At 67.6% G+C, this 26,777-nt stretch carries 27 protein-coding genes, 1 tRNA gene and 1 pseudogene; 7 read left to right on the top strand and 22 right to left on the bottom strand.

The window, feature by feature from the left end; genetic code table 11:
• Positions 1 to 103: 103 nt before the first annotated feature.
• The gene (locus AC1DN0_RS01610; RefSeq protein WP_441632945.1) at positions 104 to 1,420 is read left to right on the top strand and encodes an MFS transporter; all 1,317 of its coding nucleotides are present in this window, start codon (positions 104 to 106) and stop codon (positions 1,418 to 1,420) included.
• Between the two features lie 94 nt (positions 1,421 to 1,514).
• On the opposite strand, the gene AC1DN0_RS01605 is transcribed toward AC1DN0_RS01610, so the two are convergent.
• The 3 genes from AC1DN0_RS01605 to AC1DN0_RS01595 form a co-directional block, all read right to left on the bottom strand.
• The gene (locus AC1DN0_RS01605; RefSeq protein WP_441632943.1) at positions 1,515 to 2,888 is read right to left on the bottom strand and encodes a DUF3999 domain-containing protein; all 1,374 of its coding nucleotides are present in this window, start codon (positions 2,886 to 2,888) and stop codon (positions 1,515 to 1,517) included.
• Positions 2,888 to 5,758, bottom strand: a complete 2,871-nt coding sequence (locus tag AC1DN0_RS01600) for a DUF2339 domain-containing protein (protein ID WP_477145488.1) — start codon at positions 5,756 to 5,758, stop codon at positions 2,888 to 2,890. The genes AC1DN0_RS01605 and AC1DN0_RS01600 overlap by 1 nt, the downstream gene beginning before the upstream one ends.
• 156 nt (positions 5,759 to 5,914) lie before the next feature.
• Positions 5,915 to 6,262 carry a DUF2314 domain-containing protein gene (locus AC1DN0_RS01595; protein WP_441632939.1) on the bottom strand — a complete coding sequence of 116 codons (348 nt, stop codon included), beginning with the start codon at positions 6,260 to 6,262 and terminating at the stop codon, positions 5,915 to 5,917.
• Between the two features lie 121 nt (positions 6,263 to 6,383).
• Here AC1DN0_RS01595 and AC1DN0_RS01590 point away from each other — a divergent pair, with 121 nt between their 5' ends.
• Together AC1DN0_RS01590 and AC1DN0_RS01585 are read left to right on the top strand one after the other, a co-directional pair.
• Positions 6,384 to 7,049, top strand: a complete 666-nt coding sequence (locus AC1DN0_RS01590) for a DNA-3-methyladenine glycosylase I (protein ID WP_441632937.1) — start codon at positions 6,384 to 6,386, stop codon at positions 7,047 to 7,049.
• Between the two features lie 597 nt (positions 7,050 to 7,646).
• A complete protein-coding gene (locus AC1DN0_RS01585; protein ID WP_441632935.1) occupies positions 7,647 to 8,033 on the top strand; it encodes a hypothetical protein in 387 nt (128 codons plus the stop codon).
• Between the two features lie 235 nt (positions 8,034 to 8,268).
• Here AC1DN0_RS01585 and AC1DN0_RS01580 read toward each other — a convergent pair.
• A pseudogene (locus AC1DN0_RS01580) lies at positions 8,269 to 8,487 on the bottom strand (recombinase family protein); the annotation flags it as partial.
• A 270-nt stretch (positions 8,488 to 8,757) separates the two neighbouring features.
• On the opposite strand from AC1DN0_RS01580, the gene AC1DN0_RS01575 reads away from it, so the two are divergent.
• The gene (locus tag AC1DN0_RS01575; RefSeq protein WP_441632933.1) at positions 8,758 to 10,092 is read left to right on the top strand and encodes an HdeD family acid-resistance protein; all 1,335 of its coding nucleotides are present in this window, start codon (positions 8,758 to 8,760) and stop codon (positions 10,090 to 10,092) included.
• 97 nt (positions 10,093 to 10,189) lie between these two features.
• Here AC1DN0_RS01575 and AC1DN0_RS01570 read toward each other — a convergent pair.
• The 17 genes from AC1DN0_RS01570 to AC1DN0_RS01490 all read right to left on the bottom strand — a co-directional run bounded on the left by AC1DN0_RS01570 (position 10,190) and on the right by AC1DN0_RS01490 (position 23,223).
• Positions 10,190 to 10,265 (bottom strand) — tRNA-Ala (locus AC1DN0_RS01570).
• Positions 10,266 to 10,305: 40 nt separating this feature from the next.
• Positions 10,306 to 12,027: a thiosulfohydrolase SoxB gene (soxB, locus tag AC1DN0_RS01565; protein WP_441632931.1), complete on the bottom strand. Its 1,722-nt coding sequence runs from the start codon at positions 12,025 to 12,027 to the stop codon at positions 10,306 to 10,308.
• Positions 12,028 to 12,097: 70 nt separating this feature from the next.
• The gene (locus AC1DN0_RS01560) at positions 12,098 to 12,598 is read right to left on the bottom strand and encodes a TlpA family protein disulfide reductase (protein WP_441632929.1); all 501 of its coding nucleotides are present in this window, start codon (positions 12,596 to 12,598) and stop codon (positions 12,098 to 12,100) included.
• A 24-nt stretch (positions 12,599 to 12,622) separates the two neighbouring features.
• Positions 12,623 to 13,306, bottom strand: coding sequence for a sulfur oxidation c-type cytochrome SoxX (gene soxX / locus AC1DN0_RS01555; RefSeq protein ID WP_441632927.1), 684 nt, complete (start codon positions 13,304 to 13,306; stop codon positions 12,623 to 12,625).
• A 16-nt stretch (positions 13,307 to 13,322) separates the two neighbouring features.
• A complete protein-coding gene (gene soxA / locus AC1DN0_RS01550) occupies positions 13,323 to 14,147 on the bottom strand; it encodes a sulfur oxidation c-type cytochrome SoxA (RefSeq protein WP_441632925.1) in 825 nt (274 codons plus the stop codon).
• Positions 14,148 to 14,271: 124 nt separating this feature from the next.
• The gene (locus tag AC1DN0_RS01545) at positions 14,272 to 14,727 is read right to left on the bottom strand and encodes a DsrE family protein (RefSeq protein WP_441632923.1); all 456 of its coding nucleotides are present in this window, start codon (positions 14,725 to 14,727) and stop codon (positions 14,272 to 14,274) included.
• A 120-nt stretch (positions 14,728 to 14,847) separates the two neighbouring features.
• Positions 14,848 to 15,159: a thiosulfate oxidation carrier complex protein SoxZ gene (gene soxZ / locus AC1DN0_RS01540; protein ID WP_441632921.1), complete on the bottom strand. Its 312-nt coding sequence runs from the start codon at positions 15,157 to 15,159 to the stop codon at positions 14,848 to 14,850.
• 63 nt (positions 15,160 to 15,222) lie between these two features.
• Positions 15,223 to 15,678, bottom strand: a complete 456-nt coding sequence (gene soxY / locus AC1DN0_RS01535; RefSeq protein WP_035873240.1) for a thiosulfate oxidation carrier protein SoxY — start codon at positions 15,676 to 15,678, stop codon at positions 15,223 to 15,225.
• A 167-nt stretch (positions 15,679 to 15,845) separates the two neighbouring features.
• Entirely contained in the window at positions 15,846 to 16,175 is a 330-nt protein-coding gene (locus tag AC1DN0_RS01530; protein ID WP_035873236.1) for a c-type cytochrome, read from the bottom strand.
• Positions 16,176 to 16,302: 127 nt separating this feature from the next.
• A complete protein-coding gene (locus tag AC1DN0_RS01525; RefSeq protein WP_477102472.1) occupies positions 16,303 to 17,343 on the bottom strand; it encodes a c-type cytochrome in 1,041 nt (346 codons plus the stop codon).
• Positions 17,327 to 18,688 (bottom strand): sulfite dehydrogenase, encoded by a 1,362-nt coding sequence (soxC, locus tag AC1DN0_RS01520; RefSeq protein ID WP_441637628.1) that lies wholly within the window; start codon positions 18,686 to 18,688, stop codon positions 17,327 to 17,329. Before soxC ends, AC1DN0_RS01525 begins: the two co-directional genes overlap by 17 nt.
• A gap of 146 nt (positions 18,689 to 18,834) precedes the next feature.
• On the bottom strand, positions 18,835 to 19,242 hold the full coding sequence (locus AC1DN0_RS01515; protein WP_035873232.1) for an ArsR/SmtB family transcription factor: 408 nt from the start codon (positions 19,240 to 19,242) through the stop codon (positions 18,835 to 18,837).
• Between the two features lie 112 nt (positions 19,243 to 19,354).
• Positions 19,355 to 20,623 carry an FCSD flavin-binding domain-containing protein gene (locus AC1DN0_RS01510; protein ID WP_441637626.1) on the bottom strand — a complete coding sequence of 423 codons (1,269 nt, stop codon included), beginning with the start codon at positions 20,621 to 20,623 and terminating at the stop codon, positions 19,355 to 19,357.
• Between the two features lie 36 nt (positions 20,624 to 20,659).
• Positions 20,660 to 20,986: a c-type cytochrome gene (locus AC1DN0_RS01505; protein ID WP_477102471.1), complete on the bottom strand. Its 327-nt coding sequence runs from the start codon at positions 20,984 to 20,986 to the stop codon at positions 20,660 to 20,662.
• Between the two features lie 261 nt (positions 20,987 to 21,247).
• On the bottom strand, positions 21,248 to 22,072 hold the full coding sequence (locus tag AC1DN0_RS01500) for a BON domain-containing protein (RefSeq protein WP_441637343.1): 825 nt from the start codon (positions 22,070 to 22,072) through the stop codon (positions 21,248 to 21,250).
• A 96-nt stretch (positions 22,073 to 22,168) separates the two neighbouring features.
• Positions 22,169 to 22,756, bottom strand: a complete 588-nt coding sequence (locus AC1DN0_RS01495) for a phosphoheptose isomerase (protein WP_035873219.1) — start codon at positions 22,754 to 22,756, stop codon at positions 22,169 to 22,171.
• 98 nt (positions 22,757 to 22,854) lie between these two features.
• Positions 22,855 to 23,223 (bottom strand): YraN family protein, encoded by a 369-nt coding sequence (locus AC1DN0_RS01490; protein ID WP_441637341.1) that lies wholly within the window; start codon positions 23,221 to 23,223, stop codon positions 22,855 to 22,857.
• A gap of 39 nt (positions 23,224 to 23,262) precedes the next feature.
• On the opposite strand from AC1DN0_RS01490, the gene rsmI reads away from it, so the two are divergent.
• Positions 23,263 to 24,198 carry a 16S rRNA (cytidine(1402)-2'-O)-methyltransferase gene (gene rsmI, locus AC1DN0_RS01485; protein ID WP_441637339.1) on the top strand — a complete coding sequence of 312 codons (936 nt, stop codon included), beginning with the start codon at positions 23,263 to 23,265 and terminating at the stop codon, positions 24,196 to 24,198.
• An 84-nt stretch (positions 24,199 to 24,282) separates the two neighbouring features.
• Here the strand turns inward: rsmI and AC1DN0_RS01480 are convergent, their stop codons facing one another.
• Entirely contained in the window at positions 24,283 to 25,053 is a 771-nt protein-coding gene (locus tag AC1DN0_RS01480; RefSeq protein WP_441637337.1) for a septal ring lytic transglycosylase RlpA family protein, read from the bottom strand.
• Between the two features lie 314 nt (positions 25,054 to 25,367).
• Here AC1DN0_RS01480 and AC1DN0_RS01475 point away from each other — a divergent pair, with 314 nt between their 5' ends.
• Both AC1DN0_RS01475 and AC1DN0_RS01470 read left to right on the top strand, forming a co-directional pair.
• Positions 25,368 to 26,018, top strand: coding sequence for an MBL fold metallo-hydrolase (locus AC1DN0_RS01475; protein ID WP_441637335.1), 651 nt, complete (start codon positions 25,368 to 25,370; stop codon positions 26,016 to 26,018).
• Between the two features lie 45 nt (positions 26,019 to 26,063).
• On the top strand, positions 26,064 to 26,711 hold the full coding sequence (locus AC1DN0_RS01470; RefSeq protein WP_441637333.1) for a 3'-5' exonuclease family protein: 648 nt from the start codon (positions 26,064 to 26,066) through the stop codon (positions 26,709 to 26,711).
• Positions 26,712 to 26,777: the final 66 nt, after the last annotated feature.

Genomic DNA, 26,777 nt, shown 5'->3' with positions numbered 1-26,777 from the left:
GCGCGCTGGTTAATTAAAGAATCGCTTACTATTCTGCCTTTCAGGGCACACGCGCCGTCCCGGGCCAAGCCCTCCGCCGATTTCTCATTGCATCAAACGGATCATGCAAGCCACCGCCGCAACACCTCAAGTTCACGAAATATCCAGATCCCAGCGACGAAAGGCGATTCTTGCCGCCACCATCGGCAATGGCCTCGAATGGTTCGACTTCACCGTCTACAGCTTTTTCGCGCTGATCATTGCCAAGTTGTTCTTCCCCACCGGCAATGACCTCACTTCCTTCTTGCTGACCGTCGCCACCTTCGGCGTGGGCTTCTTCATGCGCCCGGTCGGCGCCATCGTGCTAGGCGTCTATGCCGACCGCGTGGGCCGCAAGGCGGCACTGACCCTGACCATCCTGATGATGGCGTTCGGTACGGCCATCATCGGCCTGGCGCCCACCTATTCGTCGATCGGCCTGTGGGCGCCCGCGCTGATCGTGCTGGCCCGCCTGATCCAGGGCTTCTCGGCCGGCGGCGAGGTTGGCGGCGCCACCGCCTTCCTGATCGAGCACGCGCCCGACGAGGAGCGCGGCGTCTACGCCAGCTGGCAGCAGGCCAGCCAGGGCATTTCCTTCATGCTGGGCGCGGCCATGGGCGCGCTGGTGATCAATGGCCTGGAGCCGGAGCAGATCGATGCCTGGGGCTGGCGCATCCCGTTCCTGTTCGGCCTGCTGATCGGCCCGGTCGGCATGTATATCCGCTCGCACCTGGAAGAGCCGCCCGCCTTCGAGGCGCGCCGCGCGGAGCGCAAGGCCAGCAACATCAAGTTCTCCCCGCTGACGCAGGTGCTGCGCGACCATCCGCGCGAAGTGCTGGCCGGCCTGGGCGTGACCATCCTGTGGACGGTGTGCACCTATGTGCTGGTGTTCTACATGCCGTCCTACGCCAAGCAGCAGCTCGGCCTTCCGCTGGGCGCGACCTTCCAGTCGACCGCCCTGTGCGGCGCCATCATCCTGGTGCTGTGCCCGCTGATGGGCATGCTGTCCGACCGCCTGGGCCGCAAGCGCATGCTGGGTACCGTGGCACTGGTCATCGGCGTGCTGGCCTATCCGCTGTTCCACTGGCTCAACGTCTCGCCGACCACCCAGACCCTGCTGATGGTCCAGGTGATCCTCGGCATCCTGCTGGCGGCCTTCACCGGCCCGGCGCCGGCGGTGCTGGCAGAGCAGTTCCCGACCGAGGTCCGCTCGACCGGCCTGTCGCTCGCCTACAACTTCGCCGTGACCATCTTCGGCGGCTTTGCCCCGCTGATCGTGACCTGGCTGATCGCATCGACCGGCAGCAAGCTGGCGCCCGCGTACTACGTGATCGCCGCTGCCGTGGTGAGCTTTGTCGCGCTGCTGTTCATGCACGACCGTACCGGCAAGCCCTTGCAGTAACCGGTCCCGCCGGCGGATTTGCTCCGGCCGGCGACGACGAAATGAAGAAGGCCAACCACCCGGTTGGCCTTTTTCTTTGTGCGTGCACGGGCGTTCAGGACGCCGGCGGATCTCGCTCCGGCGGCGGCGCGGCCGGCTCGCCCAGCGTTCGCAACAAGCGCCAGGCCATTGCGCCCAATACGCCCACGGCCAGCAGTAGCGCGCCCCACAAGACAAGGCGCCGGTTGCGCTGGGCGTCGGCGGGCGCCGCGGCGGACCGCGGCGACGCGTTCATGCCGGCAATCCGCGCCTTGGCGATGACCGGTGCCGGACCGGCCAGCAACTCGGCACGCGCGACCGGCCCGGGTTCCCGCGGCTGCGCCGCGGGTTCGCCCACCGCCAGCGAAAACGGCGCCGCGCCACGCGCGACAAACGTCACCACGGCGGGACGCCATCCCAGCGCCAGCAGCGGCATGCCGCTGCCAAGGCCGCCGGCGCGCGCATCCACGCTCAGGCGCCACAGACGATCGGCATTGCGCTCGATCGCCAGCGGCGCGCTCTCCTGCTCCCCACCGCCCGCACCGGCGAGCCGGTAGAGCTGCCCGCTGCTCACCATGCGCCAGGCCGACTCCGGGTCAGGGCGCGACCACAGCGTCGCCCGCACCACCGTATTGGGCTGCGGCAGGCGAATGCGCACCCGCTCGGCGGGGAAGCGCCCGCCGGTGTCGAACACGTAGTCGCCGCCAGCCTGGGCCTGCGTGGCGGCGATGTCCTCGCGCCATTGCAGCGCCAGCGGCGGCGGCGTGCCCGCCGCCACGATCTCCACCTGCACGCGCGCCGGCGCCGGCGGCACGCCCTGCCACTGCAAGCGCAGGTAGCGCGCCCGCAAGCGCCCCAGCGCGACCCGGTCCTGGCTGAGCACGCTGCCCGCGCGGCTGACCCGCAGCAATTGCGCGCTGCCCACGGCGTGCCAGTGCTGCAGGTCGTCGCTGCTGGCGACGTCCACCGCGCCCTGGTATTCGCCGTCCGGCAGCCCGATCACCACCGCGGCGGCATCCTCGCGCAGCTTGCTCAGGTCCAGCAGCCATGCCCCTGCGCTGGCGGCGGCCGGTTGCGGACTGGCCGCCCGCAGCGCGCCGTCGGTGCCGATCACCACGCCCATGGGCGCGGCCTGGCGCTGCGCCAGCGCCGGCAGCGCGAACCAGGGCACGTCACTCAGCGTACGCGCCTCGGCCGCCGGCTCGGGCGGCAAGTCCAGCGCATAAGGCAGCAATTCGCCGGCGCCGTTGCGCACCCGCAGGTCGGCCAGCCCCGGCCGCGCGCTATGGGCGTAGACATCGGCGTCCAGGGTCACGGCGTAGTAGGCCGCCACGCCCTCGGTGGCCAGCGTGAAGCGCTCGGCCCGGGCCAGTGGTGACAGCAGCAGCGCCCCCAGCAGAAGCGGTAGAGCCGCCAGGTCGCGCGCGCCAGCCTTTGGGAAAACCGGCATCAAATAACCTCCTTGGCCTTCGGCGGCAAGGGCGAGAAGTAACCGATCAGCAACAGCAGCACGCCCACGCCGATAAACGAGATGATCCGCTCGATACCCTTGACGAAGGACAGGTCGAACAGGAACAGCTTGACCACGGTCAGGCCCAGCAGCGCGCCGCCGATAAACCACAGCGCGCGCGTGCCGCGCCGGGTAGCCACCACCATGGCAATCAGCGCCAGCACGGTCCAGAACACCGACAGCGAAGCCTGCACCAGCGTCGAGCCGCCCAGGTCCTGCAGCGTGTACGGCACGCCGGTCCAGTGATGGAGCGTGCGCAGCAGCATCGCGTTGCACCACAGGAACACGGTGGCGGACGCGGCATACTCGAGCGCGCGCGGCCGCGTTGCCAGGCCCAGCGCGGCAAGCCGGTGTTGCCACAGCCCCACCGCCAGCATGGCCAGCAACTGGGCGACGTCGAGCGGGTTGAGCAGCGGCAGGTAGAACAACGGCGCGGCGTCGCCATCGCTGGCCACGCTGGCGAGGCTCCACAGCCACAGCAGCGCCGCCAGCGGCAGCGCGCCCCACAGCAGGTAGGCCCGCGCGAAGCGCGCCACCGGCCAGCGCAGGCGCCAGCCCCAGGCCGAGAGCAGCGCCAGCAGCCCGCCATAGCCATAGGCCCAGGCGCTCCAGCTCCACGCGCCCTCCGGCACGTAGGCGCGCAGCCGCCAGTAGGCTTCGGTGGAAAGCAGCACGCACAGCGTCCAGAACAGCAGCGCATGCATGGGCGCCAGCGCGGCATCGCGTTCATCGCCCTGCTGCCGCCACAGCAACAGCAAGGCCGCGCCAAAGACCAGCAGCCAGGCCAGCGCGCCGATGCCGTGCAGGGGCGACGCCGACCAGATCGCGCAACTGAGCGCGCCCAGGATAGCCAGCACCGGCGTCATGGCCAGCGCAGGCTTGCCGGCCAGCGGCCATGCCAGCACGCGCCGCGCCAGGTGCGCCAGCCACGCGCTCAACACCGCGAACAGCGCCAGCGTGGCGAGCAGCGCGCGCACGGCCCAGTCGAGCACGTCGTACCAGTGATGGATCTCGACCACGCCGCCACCCAGCCACCACAACAGGCCCCACGCCGCGGCGGCAAGGCCCAGCGGCACGGATGGCGCGAACCAGGCGCGCGCCTCTCGCCCGTGCAGGCGCCAGCCGCTGAAAACACCGGACACCGCCAGCACCAGCGTGCCCACGTAGCGGCCGTTCAGCACTGGCCACGCCAGTGGCGTGGACGCGAACAGGCTGCCCGCCGCGAAAGCCACGCCGGCCGCCAGTTGCAGCAGCAGCCCCGACGCCAGCGCCAGGCGGCGCTGCTGGCGCACGCCCACCCACACCACGGCGGCGCCCTCCACCGCCCACACGGCACTGGTGGTGCGCCCGTCGAAGGCCAGCGGCACGGCCAGCGTGGCAAAGATCGCGCCCAGTGCCAGCATGGCTTCGAACAACATGCCCAGGCGATCGCGGCGCGCCGACAACCACGCGGCCAGGCCGAGATAAAACGCTGCGAGCGCGACCGCGCTCCATGCCATGGCAAAAGGAATATGACGCACCAGCGCGGCTTGCAGGCCCATCGCCAGCAGCGGCGTGCCGAACACCAGCGTGCCGTCGACGTAGTCCTTGAGGCTGACCTGCCGGCGCAACGCGTAGAGCAGCGCGATGCCCGTGTACATCAGGAAAAACAGGAGCAGGAACGGCTCGGTGGTAGCCAGCAGTTCAGGCCGGTAGTTGAGCGCGCCCCACGCCGTGCCGATGCCGAAGGTAAACGCAAAGCCCAGCAGGTTGAGCGGGCGCCAGGCCCGGAACCAGGCAATGGCAAAGATGCCGGCATTGAGCAGCGCGTAGTAGCTGAACAGCATCACATGGCTGCCACCGCCAGTGGAAATCAGTACCGGAGCGAGGAAGCCACCCGCGCTGCCGGTGAATGCCAGCACCGGAGCGTTCTGCAGCACCGCCAGGCCGCCGGCGAGCGCGCAGATGGCCACCATCAGCGGGAAGGCCGCCGCGGCCGGCAACAGGCCGTAGAGCTTGGTGGCGGCGAACACGGTCAGATACAGCACGCCCACGCCGCCGCCCTGCAACACCAGGGCATAGGCAGCGCGCCGCTCGCGCAGCCGCCAGCCCGCCGCCAGCAGCGCGACCGCGCCGGCAGCCACGCCCGCCAGCCGGAATTCGACCGGCAGCATGGCATTGTCGGAGGCAAACTTGAGCAGGAAGGCCACGCCGAAGAAGAGGATCAGGATGCCGACCCGTACCACGCTGTTGCCGCCCAGCAGCCAGCCGCGCGCGGCGGACACCGCGCGTTCGATGAAATCGGGCTCCTGCGGGGCGAATGCGGACGAGAGCGAGGGTTCCACGTGTGGCGCGGGCAGGTCCGCGGCGGCGACGGAGATCGGTGCGGATGCCGTGGGAGCACGAACCGGGGCCGGCACAGAAGGGAAAGTTGGCGGAAGGCTGGCCGCCGGAGCGAACGACGGCTCGGGCATCGCCGTTGCGGCCGCCACCGGGCCTTCCGCCGATGCCGGTTCGAATGCCGGGAATCCGTGCGCCGCTGGCGTACCTTCCACTGCGTCAGCCTGCTGGGGCATCGCCGAGGTCTCGCCGCGCAACTGCGCCATCTCGCGCTTGAGCGTGGCCAGTTCCTGCTCGAGGCGCGCCACGCGAGCCGCGAGCGAAGGCGCCTCCGGCGCGCCCTGTGCCTCCCCATCGGGCCGTGGCCGCGCAGGCCGGTCGCTGACCATCCAGCCAAAGCCGAAGCCCAGTATCGCGCCCGTCAGGGCACCGCCAAACCCGGCCGCCGCGGCGCCGAGCAGCAAGCCAATCACCGCGAATATCCAACGCATCAGATGAGATTTCGCCTAGGAAGGTTGGGGAGATCGGCGGCCAGTGGCACCGATACAGCGTTTGCCGGCACGGGGAACCGCCTGAATCATGCGCGCCCAGTGTAGCGCGAGGGCGACATCGTCAGGCGATGCCAGCCATGCCGGCCGGCCCCGCGGTCATTCTTCGTCGCTATGGATGTTGATCACGTGCCGCGGCTCGAACCACAGCGGCATGCCGGGTTCCATCTCCTCCGTGCAGTAGGGCTGGTTGTCGAGTTCCCCGCTGTAGAGATCCCCCTCGCGCCCGGTGACAACCACCCACATGCGCTCCACGTGCTGCTCGTCGCGGTCCTGCTCGTCGGTGGTAACGATGCGAAAGATCAGCTTCACCAGCTGGCCGGGCTGCAGCGCCTGCCGGTCTTCCAGCGGCGGCACCCAGAATGTCTCCGGGTGCGCCTCGCCGATGACTTCACCGTCGTCGAGCTGCCAGCCGTCTTCTTCGATGGTCGCCAGTCGTTTGTCCATGTCAGTCCTCAAGAAAATCGTTCTTCACGGCCGGCATCGTAGCAAACGCATCGTGCGTCCGTGCGGGCAGGACATGCCGCGCGAGTCGCTTTAAGATGGCGGATCGAAGGAGAACGCACCCATGGCAGCAGACAACAGCGTGGCAAGAAAGGCAGCGAAAAAGGTGGCCGGGAAAGCCGTACAGGCGGAGCGCGTGCGCTGCGGCTGGTGCGGCACCCTTGAGGACTATTGCCACTACCACGACAGCGAGTGGGGCTTTCCGGTCGACGACGACCGCCGCCTGTTCGAGAAGCTATGCCTGGAAGGCTTCCAGGCGGGGCTGAGCTGGCTGACCATCCTGCGCAAGCGCGAGGCATTCCGCCGCGCCTTCGCCAACTTCGAGATCGACAAGGTGGCGCGTTTCGGCGAGCGCGATATCCAGCGGCTGTTGGGCGACGCCGGCATCGTGCGGCACCGGGGCAAGATCGAGGCGGCCATCAACAACGCGCAACGCGCCCGCGAACTGCTGGAGACGGAGCCGTCGCTGGCCGCCTACTTCTGGCGCTTCGAGCCGGATCCCGCCAGCCGGCCAGCGCTGCTGACGCCGGAAGTGCTGCGCACCATGGCTATCTCGCCCGAATCGACGGCACTGTCCAAGGACCTTAAGAAGCGCGGGTGGCGCTTTGTCGGTCCCACCACGATGTATGCGTTGATGCAGGCCATGGGCCTGGTTAACGACCATATGGAAGGCTGCTCGACTCGCGAGGAAGCTCTGCTGGCGAGAAAGACATTCAAGGTGCCGCGCTGAGGAGACGGGTTAACGTTGGCGGTGCGATATGCGGAAGGTATACGCTGCGACGCAGCGAATCAAAGGCGGACCGCGTATACGTATCCCGCAACGGTTGCCTTCTGTCTTTCTATATTGTTTACGTATACCAATATAGTAGTAGTAGGTAAACGACCCGATTTTCCGTGGATAAGCTTGTTTTCCCCTTTCTGTTCAAGGACTTGCGAACAAGATAAGTGCCAGGTATTAGCCTGAGTTCACGGGATATCTCGGTGACGTATACGTGGCGCGCAAAAACCGCCTCAAAGTTGTACGTATACGCCCCACAACCCGCCCCCAGCCGGGGCACAGCTTTCCTGCCTGCTTATCCCCAGGGTTTCGCGCAGTTATCCACAGGCCGGGGGATTCGCCCACGCCTTGCGCAGCACATGTTGCGCAAGGCCCCACGTTGGCAGGCGCACCTGTCTGCATTCACCCAACACCCTGAGCGAGAACGTGGCGGTGTATACGCTATTTCCGCCATTCAGGGGATGGCACGGTCCATGCGGTTAACAGCTTCGAGCGCGGCGCCGAAGCTCGTCTTCCCACCCGGAGCATCCGCTCCTTCGGAGAACCGTCATGAAGATCCATTGCTATGAACCACGAGAGAGCCGGACCAACTCGCCGGTGCGGGGCGCCGTGCGCAAGCTGCGGCAAGCCGTCTTGCTGATTCGCGTGCTCGCGCTATGTGTCAACTGCGTGGCATACGCGCAGCCCGCCGCGCCGGTCAAGTCAGTGGTCACGCCCGAGCAAACGTTTATGCCAGGCTACCTTGAAGCCGTCTCCACCGGCTATGACAACGGCCAGGCACTGCACGAATCCGAAGGTATCGCGACCTTGCGTGTACCGAGTACCGTTGCCAGCCAACTCCGGGCCTCTCCGGCGCCATCCGCGCCGGCACCTGTAGCTGCGGGACCATCGGTGATCCCGGTCTCGCAGAAGACCAGAAGGCCGCAGGGGCAGTGAGGGGAGTGCGTGGGCCCCCTCGGGGCCACCGGCAGCATCCTGGCTCCGAACCTGGCGCACTTGGTGCGGCCGCATTGCTCCGGGCCGTAGAGATCCGTTCGAGGATTTCAGGTTGCCGGCGCTTCAGAAGCGCCCGCTCGAACGGCACGCGATGCGCACGATATCTTCCAAACGCTGGGGCGTCTGCGTTGCCTGGTTTGTTGTCGGCAGAGCGCGCAGGGTAGTGTTAGCAACAGGCTGATGGTCTGCCGAACGTCTTGCCTTCTGCCCTTGCCCGACGCAAGCCCGCCTGTGTCCGCTCAATGACAAGGTCACGCTCGAATTCGGCCACGGCGTTGATCACGCCCATCGTCATCTTCCCTGCAGGACTGGTCAGGTCCACACCCCCGAGCGCCAAGCAATGGACGCGAACGCCAGCAGCATCCAACCGTTCCACTGTCGCCCGCACGGTCAGATTGCCTGAGATTCAAGTGTGACCGCAGCGATATCCGCATGTGGGTTCCATCAGGGCGCACTGATCACGATCCCGTCGTTGCATGATCGAACACTGGCACGCCTATGAGGCCGCGTGCGGTGCGATGGGGGAGCAGCTGTCGCGCAACACCCCAGCACCACGCTATAGGGCGATTGTCGACAATCGGAATGTGGCTGCCTGAGCCCAAGGACCGGCGATCCAACGGTAAAATCCGGCGAGCATTCCTTTGACACGATCCGGAGATTGCCGATGGTTCGCCTGCTGATGCTAATCCTTGGCGTGGATTACTTGCGTACGCGATGGCGCGCACTGGCCTGGGCCGGTGGCATCAGCCTGATCACCGGGGTGGTGCTGTTTATCGACGCACTCGATGACCGTCTCGATTTCCCGATCGAACCGTTTGCATGGCTGCTGCTGCTCGAAGGGCTAGCCACGATGGCGGTGGCGTGGACCGGAATGGGCGGTCAGCGCACGCTGCGCTATGTCAAGGGCATGGCGTTCAGCGTGGCGGCGATCCTGGTGCTGGCCGGCCATCACCATGGCCACATGATTCTGTCGCTGCTGTTCGGTCTGCTGTTTCTGGCCGACGGGCTGCTGCAGGTGGCATCGGCACGCGTGGTGCGCTTTCGTACGTGGCGGCTGGCGATGGCCGGCGGTATCGTCGAGATTGCGGTGGCAATCTTCTTTATCCAGCCCTACCCTACGCACTACGCGGGCACCGTGCCTTACTGCGTGGGCCTTGGGCTGATCTTCGGTGGCTGGAACATGCTGCTGCTCGCATCGCGCGTGCGCAGGCTGGCCGGAAATCCGGGACTGCGTGACACACCGGAAGCCGGCCCGGCCGATGATGCGGACCAGCGACTCACGACATGGAGCGGCCCGCCCGCCGCCGACGAACACGCGCTGACCGTGCACGTGTGGACGCCGGTCGGATCCGCAAAGACCGAAGCGCGCCGCCAGCCGATCATCGACCGCTATATCGCCGCGGTGGACCGCAATGGCGTGATTTCCACCGGCCACGCGGCGCTGGAATCGCCAGAAGGCATCTACATCAGCCTGTATCCGGCGGTCGAGATCGACCGCGCGCCCGACGATTTCACCCGACTGCTGCGCGCCACGCGCGAGAACGACGTACCCGGCACGTTCCAACCCGACTACCCCACCGAATCGAAAGCGTGGTGCCCGTCGACGGTGCAGGTGCGCATCCGCAACTACGACGCGCAGCGCCTGCGCGCATTCTGGGATGCCTATCAGCATGACACCACGTACAACCTGACCCACCGCAACTGTTCAAGTACTGTGGCACGGGCGCTCGATGCCGCGCTGGAAGGCGCCGGCGCGCGCGTATGGGCGCGGCTGGACGGGTGGTGGCCGTTGTTCCGCCTGGTACTGACTCCTGAACTGTGGGTGGCGGCGCACCTACGCAAGCGCGCCGCAACGATGGCGTGGACGCCGGGCCTGACCCTCGACTACGCACGCGCCATGAGCATGCTGGCCGATCCACGTCCCTTCGCCTGGGCCACGTTCATCGGGGCGCTGAAGCGGCGCGGTTCCGCCAGCCTGGCGGACGATCGGGACACCTAGCCGGTGCGTGGAGACTAGCCGAACAGAAATCTGAGGAAACCAGAAAGAAAAAAGGGCTTGGCGCATTGCCAAGCCCTTGATTTCATGAGTATTCGTATGGTGGACCGAAGGAGGATCGAACTCCCGACCTCTGCATTGCGAACGCAGCGCTCTCCCAGCTGAGCTATCGGCCCGTGACGGCTGATTGTAGCCCAGTTTTCGCCAGCATATCAATCACGCCGCCATGCCTGCGTTACCGGTCATTCCGCGCACGGTCGGCACGTTCAGCGGGCGTGCCGTGACCTCGCCGGAGGTGCGCAGCCACTGCGCCATCAGGTCCCAGATCGGGGGGCTGCCGCTCTGGCGGGCGTCTTCCGACACGGGCGCCCAACCGGCTACCTTGTAGGTCTTGCCGGCGTCGATGGGCCGGCCCTTGAGCCGCATGTCGGTGATGCGCCGGCCCATCGCGGCGGTGGGGTCAATCGCGTATTGCAGCCCGCCCACGCGCACCATGTCGCCACCCTGCTGGTAGTAGGGGTCCGGGTTGAACAGGTTGTCCGCCACGTCTTCGAGGATGGTCTTGATGGTCTCCCCGCTCATCGTCGTGACGGTGGTGTGCGGGTACGTGATGGCGGTCTGGTCCATCAGGTGTTCCATGGTGATGGCCTGGCCCGGCAACAGCGTGGTTCCCCAGCGGAACCCGGGTGAGAACGCGATCTCGGCGCCCTGCACGTCCATCAGGCCGTCGAGGATCAGCTGGTCGAAGGTGCCGTTGAAATTGCCGCGGCGGTACAGCAGGCCGCTGTTGCGGGCGAGCACTTCGCCGAGCTGCTTTTCGTACGGCGCGCGTACCTTGGCGATCAGCGCGTCCATGGCCGGATCGGCGGCGAGGTAGTTGGCGAAGACGGGTAACAGGCGGTAGCGGAAGCCGCCGATCTTGCCGCCCTTGACGTCGAAGTCGAGCACGCCCAGAAACTTGCCGTTGGAGCCGGCGTTGGTGACGAGCGTGGTGCCACCGGCGTTCTTGACCGCCACCGGCGCGGGCATGCCGTCGTGGGTGTGGCCGCCGAGGATGGCGTCGAGGCCGCGCACGCGCGAGGCAAGCTTGAGGTCCACGTCCATGCCGTTGTGCGACAGCAGCACGACGACCTGCGCGCCCTTGCCGCGCGCCTGGTCGATGACTTGCTGCAGGTTTTCTTCCTGGATGCCGAAGGTCCAGTCGGGCGTGAAGTAGCGCGGGTTGGCAATCGGCGTGTAGGGAAAGGCCTGGCCGATGATGGCGACCGGCACGCCGTTCATCTCGCGGATCACGTAGGGGTCGAAGACGGGATCGCCGAAGTCGTTGGTCTTGATGTTCTGCGCGAGGAAGGCGACCTTGCCCTTGAAGTCTCGCTCGACGATCTCGGTGACGCGTTCTGCGCCGAGCGTCATCTCCCAGTGCGGGGTCATCACGTCCACGCCGAGGGCGAGCGCGGCGTCGACCATGTCCTGCCCGCGCGTCCACAGCGCGGTGGCCGAGCCCTGCCAGGTATCGCCGCCGTCGAGCAGCAGCGCGCCGGGCCGGCCGGCCTTGAGTTGCTTGATGAGCGTGGCGAGGTGGGCGAAGCCGCCCACCTTGCCGTAGCGGCGCGCGGCTTCAGTGAAATCGAGATAGGTGAAGGCATGCGCCTGCGCGCTGCCGGGCGCGATGCCGTAGTGGCGCAGGAAGGCCTGGCCGACGAGGTGCGGCGGCTTGCCCGCGTAGTCRCCCACGCCGAGGTTGACGTTGGGCTCGCGGAAATACAGCGGCCGCAGCTGCGCATGGCAATCGGTGAAATGCAGCAGGTGCACATTGCCGAAGCGCGGCACGTCATAGAGCTTGCCGGCGGCCTGCGCGGCCTGTGCATCGGTGGCGGGAAAGGTCATGCCGCCGGCGCCGGCAATGGCCAGCACCTGCAGGAACTCGCGTCGGTTCATCGTCTCTTCCAGTGGATTGCATGCGCCGGTATCGGGCAGCGGTGACCCGGCGTCTCGTGGCCGAATGCGGCTACTTCGGCGTTGGCCTGGCGTACTTCGCCAGTGCCGCGACTTCTTCTTCCAGCATCTCGCCGACCTCCTTCTGCACGACCTTGCCATCGGCGTCGATCACGTACAGCTCGGGCAGGCCCTTGCGCTTGCCGAGCGCGGCGCGCAGCGCGGGCGTGTCCATGGTGGCGGGGAAGGTGTAGCCGCGCTTCGCCATGTAGGCGGCGGCTTCCGTCGGATCACGGTCGATGGTTACCGCCAGCACCCCCAGTCCGCCGCGCGCGCCGCCGGTACTGTCGTAGAGCTTCTGCAGGCGCGGGTTCTGCAGCGCGCAGAAGGGGCACCACGATGCCCAGATCTCCAGCACCAGTGGTTTGCCGGCCAGTTGGGCGGCAGTCATGGTGCGGCCGTCGAGCAGTTGCACCGCAGGCAGGCGCACGGTGTCGCCCACCTCCAGTGCCGCGGCCGCACCGCTCCAGGCGAGCACCGCGAGCAGCAGCGTCCGTCGGAAGTTGATGGCCATACCGCCGGTCGCCATCGCGGTGCCTTACTGGTTGACCGGCGAGGCCGGGTCCAGCAGCAACGCCATCACGTCGCGGATCTGCTGCTCGGTGAGGATGCCCTTGTGGCCGAAGCGCGGCATGTTGGAGCAGGCCGCAAAGGCGCTGGAATCCCAGATCTTGCCCCAGGTGTACTTGAGCACCGCTTCCGAATCGCCGCGCAGCTTGCCGTACTGGTACAGCGACGGACCGATATTGCCGAAGGAGATCTCGGCCTTGGTCATCTGGTGGCAGGCGTAGCAGTTCGCGCCGTTGACGCCGCCGACGGCGTCGGAGAACTGCATGCCGCGGCCGTTCTGGGCGGTCTTCTCGCCTTCCTTCCAGTCGCCCAGCCACTGCTTGTCGGCAGGGTACTTGATCTGCTTGAACTCGGCGGCTTCGATTTTCCTGGCCACCGCCGCCGGCACCTTGGAGCGGTCCGGGTAGTCGCTGCACGCCTTCTGCATGGCGTCGCGATCGAGCACGCCTTCGACCGTGGCGGGACCCTTGGACGTGAAGGAGCTTTCGATCAGCGTCTTCATGTCGGCGCCGCTGACGGCGGCGGCCTTGGCAGGCTTCGCGGCCCTGGCCGGCTTGGCGCTGTCCTCCGCGTGAGCCATGCCCACGCAGGCCAGCAGGGCAAACGTGACCGCGGCGAGCTTGCCTTGTGTGTATCTACGCGCTTGTTTCATCTGTGCTCTCCCTTGCTCAGCGCTTCATGGCCGGACCGTCATACGTGCCGCCGTTGGCATTCCTGGCGAGGAACAGGCTCAGCGCCGTGATCACGTCGGAACCATAGGCGGGCTCGGGAAAGCGCTGCTGGCGCAGGCAATCGTAGAGGCGGTGCTGCATCGAACGCACCTCGCCCTGCGAGACGCGGTAGGCCGGCCACGTGGTGTAGGCAGCCTGGGCGCCTTGCCGGGTCAGCAGGTTGGGCAGCTCTTGCAGGCGGATGCGCTGGCCATCGACGGCGTGGCAGGTGGCGCAGGCGAAGTCGTAGGCGCCGCCGCGGTAGAAGAACATCTTCTGGCCCAGGGCATATACGCGCTTCTCTTCGGGATGGGCCAGTTGCACGTTCATCTTCACGCCGCGCGACTCGCCGGTCAGGAAGGCCACCAGGCGCTCGATGTCGGACGGCTTGCCGGTGGAGGCGAAGGGGTTCTTCAGCGCTTCTTCCTGGGTCAGGCCCTGCAGCGTCACGCGGCAATAGGCCAGGCGTTGCTCCAGGTCCATCACGCGGTTGGTGTCCTTGAAGTAGCGCGGCAGTTCGGCGTAAGCGCCCTTGGTCACGCCGGGGCCCTTGCCCAGGTCGCATTGTTCGAGCGAGGCGTTCTTGGGGCCGCCGGGTTTTTTCCAGAGTTCTTCGCCGGCGGCTTCCCACAGCTCGGCGGGATTGCCCTCGGCGAGCATTTGCCGGTATTTGGCGATTTCCTCGGCGGTGCTGCCCTGGGCGTGCACGGCGGCGGCGGCCAGCGCCACAGTGCCGGCCAGCGCCAGCGCGGCGCCCGTGTGGCGGCGTCTGATCGATTTCATGGGGCTTCTCCTCGGGGCCTCGGAAGCCTGCCGCCATGTGGCGCCAGGCCGTGCGGGCCGGTCTTATTGCTTGTCTTCCCGTAGCGCGGCACCCGGTTTGCGCCGGCTCCCGCGCGGATGCTACTTACGGCTTGATATAGGCATAGCCTTCATCAAACTGCAGCCTGGCCACTTCGACCACGCCCGCCTGTACGACCTTGGCTTCCATCAGCAGGCTGGACTCGGGGATCTTGCGCGCCGTCAGCGTGTTGCGGCAGACGCGGAACTCGACGCCGGAACTGGCCAGCGCGCCGACCGCCGCCTCGAACGTATTGCCGCGTGCGTCACGCGCGCCTTCCACGATGAAATCCACGCCATAGCCGAAGGCCACCACCACAATCCTGGTGTCTGGCGCTGCGTTCAGGTGGTTGCGCAGGTTGGCCATGGCGCGCACCGCCTGGTCCGTGCCTTCGGACAACTGGTAGACCACTTTGACGCGCCCGCCCTTGCCGGCGGCCGCCGGTGCCGCTTGCGCCGCCGCCTTGGCCGACAAGCCGATCGCGGCCAGGGCCGCCGTTGCTCGAATGAATGCTCGCCGCATGATTCCTATCCTTCCGGTCGCTCCCCTGCGCGCAACATGCGCCAGCCCGGGTCCGACATTCGACCTGAACCATAGCAGAGGATGCGGCCGCCCGCTCGGCCAGGCCCGTACCTGCTCCGATCAGGAAATGGTGGCTTCGTCGGTCCGCTTGTCGCCGCGGTTGTCGATCCAGGTCACCGTGACCTTGTCGCCCTTGGCGCCGCCCTTGAACTTGAAGTTCAGGAAGGGATCCTTGGACACGGCCGGGCCGAACTGGGCCTGGAATACGTCCTTGCCCTTGCACTGCGCCGTCACGCTCTGGATATGCCAGGCCGGAATGGTCTTGCCGCCCGCATCCTTGCGCTGGCCGGTTTCCATGTCGTGTTTCATCAGGATCTTGACGTCGACCACGCCGCCATTCTCGGCGGCACGTACGCGCATCGGGTCTGCCATGTTCTTTCCTCTTTCAGGTAGTGGTGGGGCGGGAAATCCGCGTGGGGGGATGGGAGCGTGGCCTCAGCCGCCGCAACCGCCCAGCGTCACCTTGATTTCCTTGGACGCCACATACCATTTGCCGCCGGCCTTGACGGCGGCGTACACCATCGAGGTCTGGCCCATCTTGACTCGCGTGGAGACGAAGGGCTCGGTGCCGGCGGGGATGGTGAAATCCGCTGCCAGCGTATTGGGATTCTTTTCCACCAGGATCGCGATCTGCTCGGTGCCAGGAATATTGCTGGTCACCGCGACCGGCACCACGGCGCCGTTTTCGGCGATGTCGGGGGCGGTAAAGACAATGGCGGTGCTTTTCTCGGTGCCGCTGCCGCCGAGCGCCTTGATGACGTCCGCCACGCTCTTGCCATCGAAGGCGGTCTTGTTCCACTCCGCCGCCTGCGCTTTGCTGATCAGGCCGGTGGCGGCCATCAGCGCGAGCACGGAAGTGACCCGCAATACGTCTCGTCGTTTTGAATGCATTGTTTCCTCTTCTCCTGCGTTTTCCGTACCGGCCTGGTTTATTGGCCTGCCGCGCCTTCCGGCACGGCAGCGGGCGGTGCATTGCCGCCCTACAGCGAGGGGCGCCACCGGCGCCCCCTGGGTCCCGAAGCCGTAACCCGGTCCGGGCAGGGCATGCCCTGGGCGCCTTACTTGGCCGGGGCGCCTGCCAGCACCCACTCCACGACCGTCTTCAGGTCGGCATCGCTCAAGCCAGCATTGGCGGGCATCGGCACCGGGCCCCAGACGCCTGCGCCGCCGCTCTTGACCTTCTTGGTCAGCGTTGCCAGGGCGTTCTTGTCGCCCTTGTACTTGGCCGCCACATCCTTGTAGGCGGGGCCGACCAGCTTCTTGTCGACCTGGTGGCAGCCCATGCAGGCGTTCTTGTTGGCGATTTCCTGGGCCTTGGCGGCATCGACTGCAGCGTTGGCCGAGGCGGCGCAAGCCAGCATCAGCGTTGCGATGACAAACTGCTTCATGGATATTGCTCCGAACTTTGAAGAGCCGTGGGGACGGCGATAGGCCACTCGCTGCCCGCCATGCCGGATGGCTGGCCGGCGCGGCGGCGCGCTGGCCGCGCCACGGGGCATGGTGGCGGCCAGTCCGCTATTTTGCCTCAAGAATCCACCCCACCACGGTGCGCAGGTCGGAATCGGGAATCTGCGCCTGGGGCGGCATCGGCATGCTGCCCCAGGCGCCCTGTCCGCCCGCCCTGATCTTGTGAGCCAGCGTGTCCCGCACTTCCTGTCCGTTGTACTTGCGCGCGATCTCGGTAAAGCTCGGGCCAACCAGCTTGCGGTCCGTGGCGTGGCAGGCCATGCACTGGTACTGGCTGGCCAGTTTCGCGCCGGCCTTCTCGTCCGGCGCGGCCGCCGCGGGCGCGCTCGCGGCGGTTCCGATCGCCACGCCGCGCGTGGGTCCCACCGTGCGCTGCTGCGCGGCCAGATCGCCGTGGGCATCGCGCGCGTAGGCCGGCATCGCCGACGCCACCTCCACCGTTCCCGCGCAATCCTTCATGCACGCCGTATTACGCGTATCCGGCTGGCCGCGCCCGGGCCACAAGCCATGTTGCAGGGTCATGCCGTTGCGGTTCGGCATGGTCTGCTGCACCACGGCGATGTTGCGCTCCGACAGCGTGAAATCCGCCGGCACGATATCGCCCAGGTTGAGCAGGTAGGCGGTGACCGCGTAGACCTCGTCGGCGGACAGGCTGCGCGGTGCGTTCCAGGGCATCGCGCGGTGGATGTAGTCCCACAGCGTGCTGACGGTGCTGACTTTCATCAGCGTGGTGCGATACGGCTGGTTGCCGGTCAGCGAAGCCACCCGTCCGCGCTTGATGTCCTCGGTGGTGGTGCCGCCGACGATGGGCGAGAAGACCTCGTTGGATTCACCGAAATCGCCATGGCAGGAGGCGCATTTGCCATCCCAGATTTTCTGTCCCTGCGACACCGTGCCGCTGCCCTTGGGCAGGCCCTGGAAATCGGGACGCACATCGATGTCCCATGCCCCGACCTCGGCCGGCGTCGCGGCGCGGCCCAGCGCGGCGCGCGCGGCTTCCGCCGGCGTCGCGGCGATCGACGCCTGCCCGCCCAGCGCCACGGCGGCGGCAAACAGCGCGGCGCGGGCGGCCTTAATCAACGTGGACATTGGAGACCTCGCCGCTGCCGGCCACCTGCCAGCTCTGGATGGCGTTGTTGTGATAGATCGAGCGCGTGCCGCGCACCGCGCGCAGCTGCGCCATGCGGGGCTGCACATAGCCGGTCTCGTCGATGGCGCGGCTTTGCAGGATGGCGGGGGCGCCGTCCCACGCCCAGTCCAGGTTGAAGCGCGTCAGGCATTTGGACAGCACCGGCGTTTCCAGCCGCGCGGTGCGCCAGTTGCGGCCGCCGTCGACGGAAACATCCACTCGCTTCACCCGCCCGCGCCCGGACCACGCCAGGCCGCTGATGTTGTAGAAGCCGGGGCCCACCATCTGCTGACCGCCCGAAGGCGTGGTGATGACGGATTTGCATTCCTGGATCGAGGTGTACTGGCGCAGCATGCCGTCGGGCATCATGTCGACGTAGTGCACGGTCTCGTCCTTGGTGTTCCACGGCTGGTCGCCCAGCTCCAGCCGGCGCAGCCACTTGACCCACGACACGCCCTGCACGCCGGGTACCACCAGCCGCAGCGGATAGCCGTTCTCGGGACGCAGCATCTCGCCGTTCATGCCCCATGCGACGATGATCTCGTCGGCCAGCGCCATCGGGATGGTGCGCGTCATGCCCGATCCGTCGCCGCCTTCGGCAAGCAGGTAGCGCCCGCGCTTGAAGTCGGCACCGGCATCGTCGAGCAGGACCTTGAGCGGCACGCCGGTGAATTCGCAGCAGGACAGCATGCCGTGGGTGTATTGCACCGTGGGCACCGCCACGTTGCCCCACTCCATGCCGGTGTTGGCGCCGCACTCGATGAAGTGCATGCGCGACACCGCCGGCAGGCGCATCAGATCGTCCATGGTGTAGACGCGCGGCGCTTTCACCAGGCCATTGAACATCAGGCGGTGGCGGGCCGGATCGATGTCCTGCCAGCCCTGGTGATGACGCTCGAAATGCAGCCCGTTGGGCGTGATGATGCCGAAGAAGCCTTGCAGCGGCGCGAAGGAAACAGAAGCGGCGGACACACGGGTCAGCCCCGGCGACTCGCGCCGCACCAGGTTTTTCTCGTAGGCGGAGGGCTGGCCGTAGGGGTGCGCGGCAACCGGCTGGCCCAGCGTGGTGGCCCAGGGTTGCGGCGTGAGGATGGCGTCGTCGCCGGCGCTTTGCGCTGCGCGCGTCCTGCCGCCGGCACCGGCGGCCAGCGCGGCCGCGGCGCCCAGGAAGCTCTTGCGCAGGAAGTCGCGGCGCGGGCTGTCCGGCGTGCCCAGGCCATGTTGCGCGATGTCCTGCTGCAACGATGCGCTGATGAAATGCTCCGGCGCACGCACGATGCGCCCGGGGCGGATCTGTTCCGGCACTGCGGTCTCCTCCGGTCCGCTCGTCCGGCGCGCAAGCGCCGTCGGCCAACCTGTTATCGGCCGGCGCCCGCGGATGCGGGCTGCCGCCGTACAACCTGCGTGCGAACGTGAATGCGGTTGCCCTGCGCCCCGGTACGCGCCTGGCCTCAGCGGCTACGGCGGCGCGGCGCCGGTGCGGCCTGCGGCATGAAGCGGTCGACCATGCCCGCGGGCAAGGCGCTGTCTTCCAGCCGGCTGGCCACCTGCACGCAGACCGTGCGGCACAGCTCAATCACGCTCTCGTCCTCGATGGCGTAGAACACGAGGTTGGCTTCCTTGCGGCGCGACAGCACGCCCGCGCGGTACATCGCGGTGAGATGCCGCGAGACATTGGTCTGCGAAGAGCCCACCGTTTCCACCACGGTGCCAACCGGCTTCTCGCCATCGCACAGGGCGTGCAGGATCTTCAGCCTGGTGGGTTCCGCCAGCAGACTGAAATACCCCGACACTTTCTCGAACACGCGATCCATCTCGTCCATGCCGTCCAATATATTCGTATATGCGTGATTGCGCATATAGTGTTTACCCCTTTGCGCCGCGTTTCCGGATGCGGGGCTGACTGCGATCTCGGAGACATATGCAACGCGCACCGTCACCGGTGCGCGCCGTGGTTGTCCTGCCGGGCGTTCAACCGAGCATGTCGGTCCAGATGGCATCCGCCCATGCCTGCGCATAGGTGCCTTCCAGCGCGTTCGGCGCAGCCGACAAGCCGCCCGCGCCCGGCACCGTGACCATGGTCTTCTGCGCTGCATCATAGCGATGCACGCTGGCGATGTGGATCGCTTCGCGCGCGGACGTGAAGCTGTAGCAAGTGTTGTTGTAAAGCGGCTCGGAGTTCGGCGCCTGGCCGGCGAGCAGCGACACGATGGCCGCCGCCGCCACCTTGCCGTGCTGGTTGGCCATATGGCCCGACTTGGGCATCAGCGGCGCGATCTGGATGGCGTCGCCGAGCATGTGAATGTCGGGCACGGCGATCGATTCGAAGGTAAGGAAGTCGACCTCGCACCAGCGGCCGTTGGCGGTAGCCAGCCCGCTTGCCACGGCGATGGCGCCGGCGCGCTGCGGCGGCAGCACATTGAGCACATCGGCGCGCTCGTCGTCCTGCACCTCGAACTTGAGCGTGCGGGTGGCGGGGTCCACGTCGATGGTGTTGTACTGCGGCCGGTACTCGATCATGCCTTTGTAGCGCGTGGCCCAGACCTGCTTGAACAGCGCGCCCTTGGAGGTGACGTCGGGATTGGCGTCGAGGATCAGCACCTTGCTGCGCGGCTTGGCCTGGCTGAAATAGTCCGCGACCAGGCAGGCGCGTTCGTAGGGCCCGGGCGGGCAGCGGTAGGGCGCGAGCGGAATGGTGATGGCGAAGGTGCCGCCATCGGGCATCGCTTCCAGCTGGCGGCGCAAATCCACCGTTTGCGGGCCGGCCTTCCAGGCGTGGAGAATCTGCTCGCCGCCTGGCTGGGCGAGGCCCGGAATCTCGCCAGAGAGCACATCCACGCCGGGCGACAGCACCAGCCGGTCGTAGGGCAGCGTGCCGCCGCCGGCGAGGCGCACCACCCTGCGCGCCGGGTCGATCGCGTTGACATGGTCGCGCACCACGTTCACGCCGTGGCGCTTCGCCAGCGCTTCGTAGGAGAGGGTGATGTCACCGATGCGCTTGCTGCCGGCGAGCACGAGGTTGGACAGCGGGCAGGAGACCAGGCTGGCGTTGGGCTCGACCAGCGTGACCTCAATACCTTGGCCGCTCCATTCGCGCAGGTAACGCGCTGCGGTGGCGCCGCCATAGCCGCCGCCCACCACCACCACCTTTGCCTTGCCGGTAGCGCTGGCCGCTTGCGCGCCGAATGCGCCGAGCGCGGCAGTGCCGGCGAGCGCGCCGAGGAATTCACGTCTTTGCATCTGAGGGTCTCCTTGCCGGGTTGCAAGCCGGCGCGCTTAGCGCACGGCGGCGAACCAGCCCGCGATGGCTTCGATCTGCTGGTCGCTGTAGCCCTTGGCGATCTGCTGCATCACCGTGGCTTCGCGCTTGCCTTGCCTGAAGTCCTGCATCTGCCGGACCAGCTCGGACTTGTCGCGGCCGGCGAGGCCCGGCACCGGGCTCCCCGCGGGCGCGCGGCCCGCGGGGCCGTGGCAGCCGGCGCACGCGGCGGCCCAGTTGCGCGCTTGCAGCGCGGCGGCGTCGGGCGCCTGTGCTTGCGCGCCGCCGGGCAAGGCCAGTAACACCAGCGCCGCCAAGGCGGCAAGTAGGGGGGGCTGGATCATCGTGTTCGCTCCGGGATCGCGCCGCGAGGGCGTGCCTACCCTAACACACCGGGCGCGCGCATGTGATGCGAAAACCTCAGATCGAAGTGCGCCCGGTGATGCCCGGAGAAGGCGGCGAGCGGCGGGGAAGTGGCGCGTGAACCGGCCGCCTGAAACTGCGGCCGCAGCGCGAGGCGCTGTAATGGGTACGCCGCGCGGCAATGCACGCGGCGCACGGCCAGGCTGGCGCGGGAGCCAGGGCTGGCCCGAYGCGCCGGCCGTTCAGGGCAGGTTGCGGCCGGGCGGCAATGCCACCGGCGAGGCTACCGGCGACGCGACCGGGGTGGTCGTGGCGCCAGGGGCCGCCTCTGGCGCGGGCGGCGCGGATTGCACCGGTGCGGGCGTGCCGGAAGTGGTATCCGGCGGCGTGGTCCGCCCGGTGGCGGCAGCGTCGAGCCTGCCGCTCTCGGCTTCGGTCACATAGTCGAAGGCCTTTACCACCTTGGTGACGCCGCTGGCATTGCGGGCCACATCGGTGGCGCGTTCGCCTTCGGGCGGCGTGACGATGCCAAGCATGTAGACCACACCCTTCTCCGTGACGATCTTGATCGAGTTCGAGGGCACGCCTTCGGCGGTGATCAGCATGGTCTTGACCTTGCTGGTGATGTAGGTGTCCTCGCTCTGCGTGGCGAACGAGGGCGACGGCACGATTTCGAGCTCGTCGATCACCTCGCGCGCGTTGGGCAGGCCTCGCACATATTTGTCGATCTGCTGCTTGACAGCGGCGTCCTTGGCCTCGCCGGTCAGCAGCACCTTGCGGTTAAAGACCGACACGCTCACGCGCGCCTGGCCGTTGTAGCGCGAACTCAGCGTGCTATCGGCCTCCAGCTGCAGGCCGCGGTCGATGGTCTGGGTGGTGGTTGGCCGGCGGTCGGTGGCCACGGTCACGCCACTGGCCACGCCGGCGGCGATGACCGGGAAGCAACCGGTGAGCTGCGTGGCCGCAACGGTCAGTGCCGCCACCATCGTCGCGGTGCGGGCCAGGCGTGGCAGGGTCCCGGCCGGCCGGGAGGTGCGGGATTCACGCGAGTTGGGCAGAGTCGTCATGCGGTCCTTGCTTGTAGCGGTGAGGCAAAAATGGGCTGTGGTTGCTTCGGGAGCGAAATTCAGGGGCGAGAAAGCGAGGCGCTATCGGCGGCGGGCTCAGCCCTCGCCCAGCAGCGCCTCGTCGATGCCGTCGCACAGGCAATGCAGGGTCAGCAGGTGCACTTCCTGGATACGCGGGGCGCGCTCGCTGGGCACGCACAAGTTGACGTCGAATTCGTCCAGCAGGCCGGCGAGCTCGCCGCCGCCCATGCCGGTCAGGGCCACCACGCTCATGTCGCGCTGCTTGGCAGCCTGCACCGCGGCGAGCACGTTGGCGGCGTTGCCGGAGGTGGAAATCGCGAGCAGCACGTCGCCGGGCTGGCCGAGGGCTTCCACCTGCTTGGAGAACACCAGGCTGAAATCGTAGTCGTTGCCGATGGCGGTAAGGATCGAACTGTCGGTCGTCAGGGCGATCGCGGCCAGGCCGGGGCGCTCGCGCTCGAAGCGGCCGATCAGGTCGGCGGCGAAATGCTGGGCGTCGGAGGCCGAGCCGCCGTTGCCGCAGACCAGGATCTTGTTGCCGCTGGTGAGCGCGCCCACCAGCCGCTCGATCGCCGCGGCGATGTGGGGCGCCATCAGCGGCGCGGCCTGGCGCTTGGTCTCTGCGCTGTCGAAGAAATGCTGCTGGATGCTATCGATATGCATGGCTCGATCGGCCTTCTTGTTTTCAAACGCTTTTCAAATGCGGCACGCGCCGCAAGATATTGCGCATTATGACGCAGGCGCCCGGGCTCCCCCGCGCTTCATGGCGCCGCGCCGGCATCGAAGGCGTCGCGAATCCATTCGAGCCGCCCCGGCTCCAGCGCCACCACATCGAGCCGGCAGCGCGGCGCGGCGCCTGGTTCCGCCTGCGCGGCGAGGTAATGCTCCGCGGCCAGCAGGATGCGCCGCTGCTTGGCCGGTGTGACACTGGCAGCCGCGCCGCCGAAGGCGCGGCTGGCGCGCTGGCGCACTTCCACAAAAACCAGCGTACCGTCGGCCTCGCGCATGATCAGGTCGATCTCGCCGCCTTTGCAGCGATAATTGCGAACCACGAGCGCCAGGCCCTGCCTTTCCAGGTAAGCCAGCGCGCGTCCCTCGGCGCGAGCGCCCCGCGCCTGTGCCGGGGACATCGTGGATTTGAATGATGGATTCAACGGAAGTTCTCAAGCATGACTGACTGGATCTCCCTGGCGGCCGGCCAGTCCTACCCGTCCGGCACCCTGTACGTGGTGGCTACCCCGATCGGCAACCTGGCCGATCTCTCCCTGCGGGCACTGCACGTGCTCGGCCTGGCCGACGCCATCGCCTGCGAGGACACCCGCAATACCGGCCAGCTGCTCACGCGCGTTGGCCTGCACCGCCCGCTGCTGGCGGTGCACGAGCACAACGAACGCGAAGCGGCGGAGCGCATCAACGCGCGGCTGGCCGCTGGCGAGCGCATTGCCTACGTGTCCGACGCCGGCACGCCCGGTATCTCCGATCCGGGCGCGCGGCTGGTGGAAGCGGCGCGCGCGGCCGGCCACGCGGTGGTGCCGCTGCCCGGCCCGAGCGCGGCCGTGGCGGCCTTGTCGGTAGCGGGCGAGATGCTCGACAGCGGCGACGGACGTTTCACCTTTGCCGGCTTCCTGCCGTCCAAGGCGCGCGCGCGCAGCGAGGCCATCGCCGGACTGGCCGCGCTCGATCACGCCTGGGTGGTCTATGAGGCGCCGCACCGCATTGCCGACACGCTGGCGGCGCTGGCCGCCGCGCTGCCGCCGGACAGGCGGCTGCTGATTGGCCGCGAACTGACCAAGCTGTTCGAGGAAATCAAGGTGCTGCCGGTGAGCGAGGCGCCAGCCTGGCTGGCCGCGGATGCATCGCGCGCCAAGGGCGAGTTCGTGCTGGTGGTGGAAGGCGCGTCGGCTAAGGCAGCGGATGCCGGCCAGCCTGACGCCCGCGCACAGCAGGTGCTGGAGCTGCTGCTGGCCGAGTTGCCGGCCAAGCGGGCCGCCAAGCTCGCCGCCGCCATTACCGGCGCTTCCACCGATGCGCTGTACCGGCTGGCGCTGGCCCGGCGGGCGGGGCACGGCGAGGGCGACGGGGATGGCGAGGCGGCTACCGAGTGAATCGTCCGGGTGCCTGATGACCGCATCGGCGCATAAGCCGACGGCGTCGCGGACCTGGCATGCCTGCATGGTCCGCATCCCGGCTCAGCGGCTCTTGCGCCGGGCCGCCGGCTTGCGCGTCTTGCGGGCCGCGCGCACGGGACTGGCCGGGTTGTCGGCCAGTTCGGAGTCGGTCGTGGCATCGTCGCCACTATCGCCCGCATCGTCGCCGCTCGGCGCGATCTGCGGCCCCAGCGCCGCTACCTCGGAGCGCGACAGGCGCCGGATCTCCACCTGGGTGGAGCCGTGATCGGTAAAACCGAGGCGCTTGGCCGCGCCAAAAGAGACGTCGAGCACGCGGTTGCTGTGATACGGCCCGCGATCGTTGATGCGGACCACCGCCACCTTGCCATTGCGCAGGTTGCGCACCAGCACCCAGCTATCGAGCGGCAGCGAGGGATGCGCGGCAGTCATCGCCCGCATATCGAAGCGCTCGCCATTGGCCGTCTTGCGGCCATGGAAACCCTTGCCATACCAGGACGCCATGCCGCGCTGCTCATAGGAGCCCAGGTCGGGCCGCAGGCCCTCGAACGATCCCACGCCATCCCCCTGCGCGTCGCCGCCCCAGCGATACAGGCCCCAGCCATTGCTGCTGTCCTTCGGGGCTTTGTCCGAGGCGCCGTTTTTCTCGCCCTTGGCAACTTTGGCAGGCTTGGCCGGCTTGGCAGTCCCCGGCGTGGCGGCGGTGGGCACGCCCTCCTGCGTTTGATCGCCCGGTGGGATCGCACAAGCGGCAAGCGCCAGCGCGCACGTGGCATGCACGCACAGGCGGACGATCCGCGCGGGGCGGGAAAGGGGGAGTTGTAACCAACGCATCGCGGGAGTCTAGCATCACGCAGTTACACCTATGGCCTTGATTTTGTTACGAATTGTCTGTAACGCGCGGCACAAACCGTACCCGATTCGGCGCTTGCCAGGCGCCAGGCCAGTCCTGACAAGGCTTTCGCGGTGTGCTTCGCGCATTGCTTCATGCCCTTCCGACGCTGTCGGGCGCGGCACCTTTTTACAGGCCCGACGCTACAATGCGACCACTGTTCCGATCGCGAGCCATCCTTCGCCCTCGATTTTTGTGGTGCATGCGGCGCTCGTATCCGGCCCTGGCTCCCTGTCTCCCCTCCAACTTTCGCTCCATGCAAGTCCTACTGATTCCCGTGACGCCCTTCCAGCAGAACTGCACGCTGCTGATCGACGAGACCACTGGCCGCGCCGCGGTGACCGATCCCGGCGGCGACCTTGACCGCATCCATGCCGCGGTCAAGGAACACGGCGTGACGCTGGAGAAGATCTTCCTCACGCACGGGCACGTGGACCACTGCGCCGGGGCGGCATCGCTGGCGCGCGAGCTTGGGATCCCGATCGAAGGGCCGCACGAGGACGAGCGCTTCTGGATCGAGCAATTGCCGGAGCAGACGCGCCGTTTTGGCTTTAGCCACGCCGAGATCTTCGAGCCGCAGCGCTGGCTGGACACGGGCGACACCGTGCAGTTCGGCAGCGAGACGCTGGAGGTCTACCATTGCCCCGGCCACACGCCCGGCCACGTGGTGTTTTTCTCGCGCGCGCACCGGCTCGCCATCGTGGGCGACGTACTGTTCGCGGGCTCGATCGGCCGTACCGACTTCCCGCGCGGCAACCACGCCGACCTGATCCGCTCGATCCGCACCCATTTGTGGCCGCTGGGCGGCGACGTAACCTTCGTGCCCGGCCACGGGCCTGTCTCCACGTTTGCCGAGGAGCGCAAGAACAATCCCTATGTGGCGGACCACCTGATCGACGTCGGCTGAGCCCCCGCACGCCGCGCTTTCCGAATCCCTATTCCAAGGCATGCCATGGCCAAGCGACAGGCACCCGACACCCGCCCCGAAATCTATGTGAGCACCGACGTGGAAGCCGACGGCCCGATCCCCGGCCCGCACTCCATGTTGTCCTTCGCCTCCGCCGCGATGCTGGCGGACAAGACCGTGGTGAGCACCTTCTCGGCCAACCTGGAGACGCTGCCGGGCGCCGCCGGGCATCCGGCGCAGATGCAGTGGTGGCAAACCCAGCCGGAAGCCTGGGCAGCCTGCCGGCAGAACCCGGAGCCGCCCGAGCGGGCCATGGTGCGCTACGTGGAATGGGTGGAGAGCCTGCCCGGCAAGCCAGTCTTCGTGGCCTTCCCGGCCGGCTTCGATTTCACCTGGATGTTCTGGTACATGATGCGTTTCGCCGGCCGCTCGCCGTTTGGCTGGGCGGCGCTTGACATCAAGACGATGGCATTCGCCATGACCGGGCTGCCCTACCGCAAGACCGTCAAGCCGGCGCTGCCGGCCGAATGGAAAGATCCGCTGCCGCACACCCATGTGGCGCTGGACGATGCGCTGGAGCAGGGTGCGCTGTTTTGCAACATGCTTACCGAATTGAAGGCCCGGGAGGCCAGGCTCGCCGCTGCACAGGCCGTGCCCGCAAGCGACGGCCCGCCCGCTCCCCCCGCGGCCTGAACCGGCTCACGCGCGGATTCCCGGCGCCGGCATGCGCCGGCCTCGCATCCTGTGGCGCGCCAGCTA

It is taken from the genome of Cupriavidus sp. 05N39 (genome assembly GCF_056397325.1).
The sequence above is the reverse complement of the archived record's forward strand: the minus strand, read 5'-3'. Positions and strand labels throughout refer to the sequence as shown.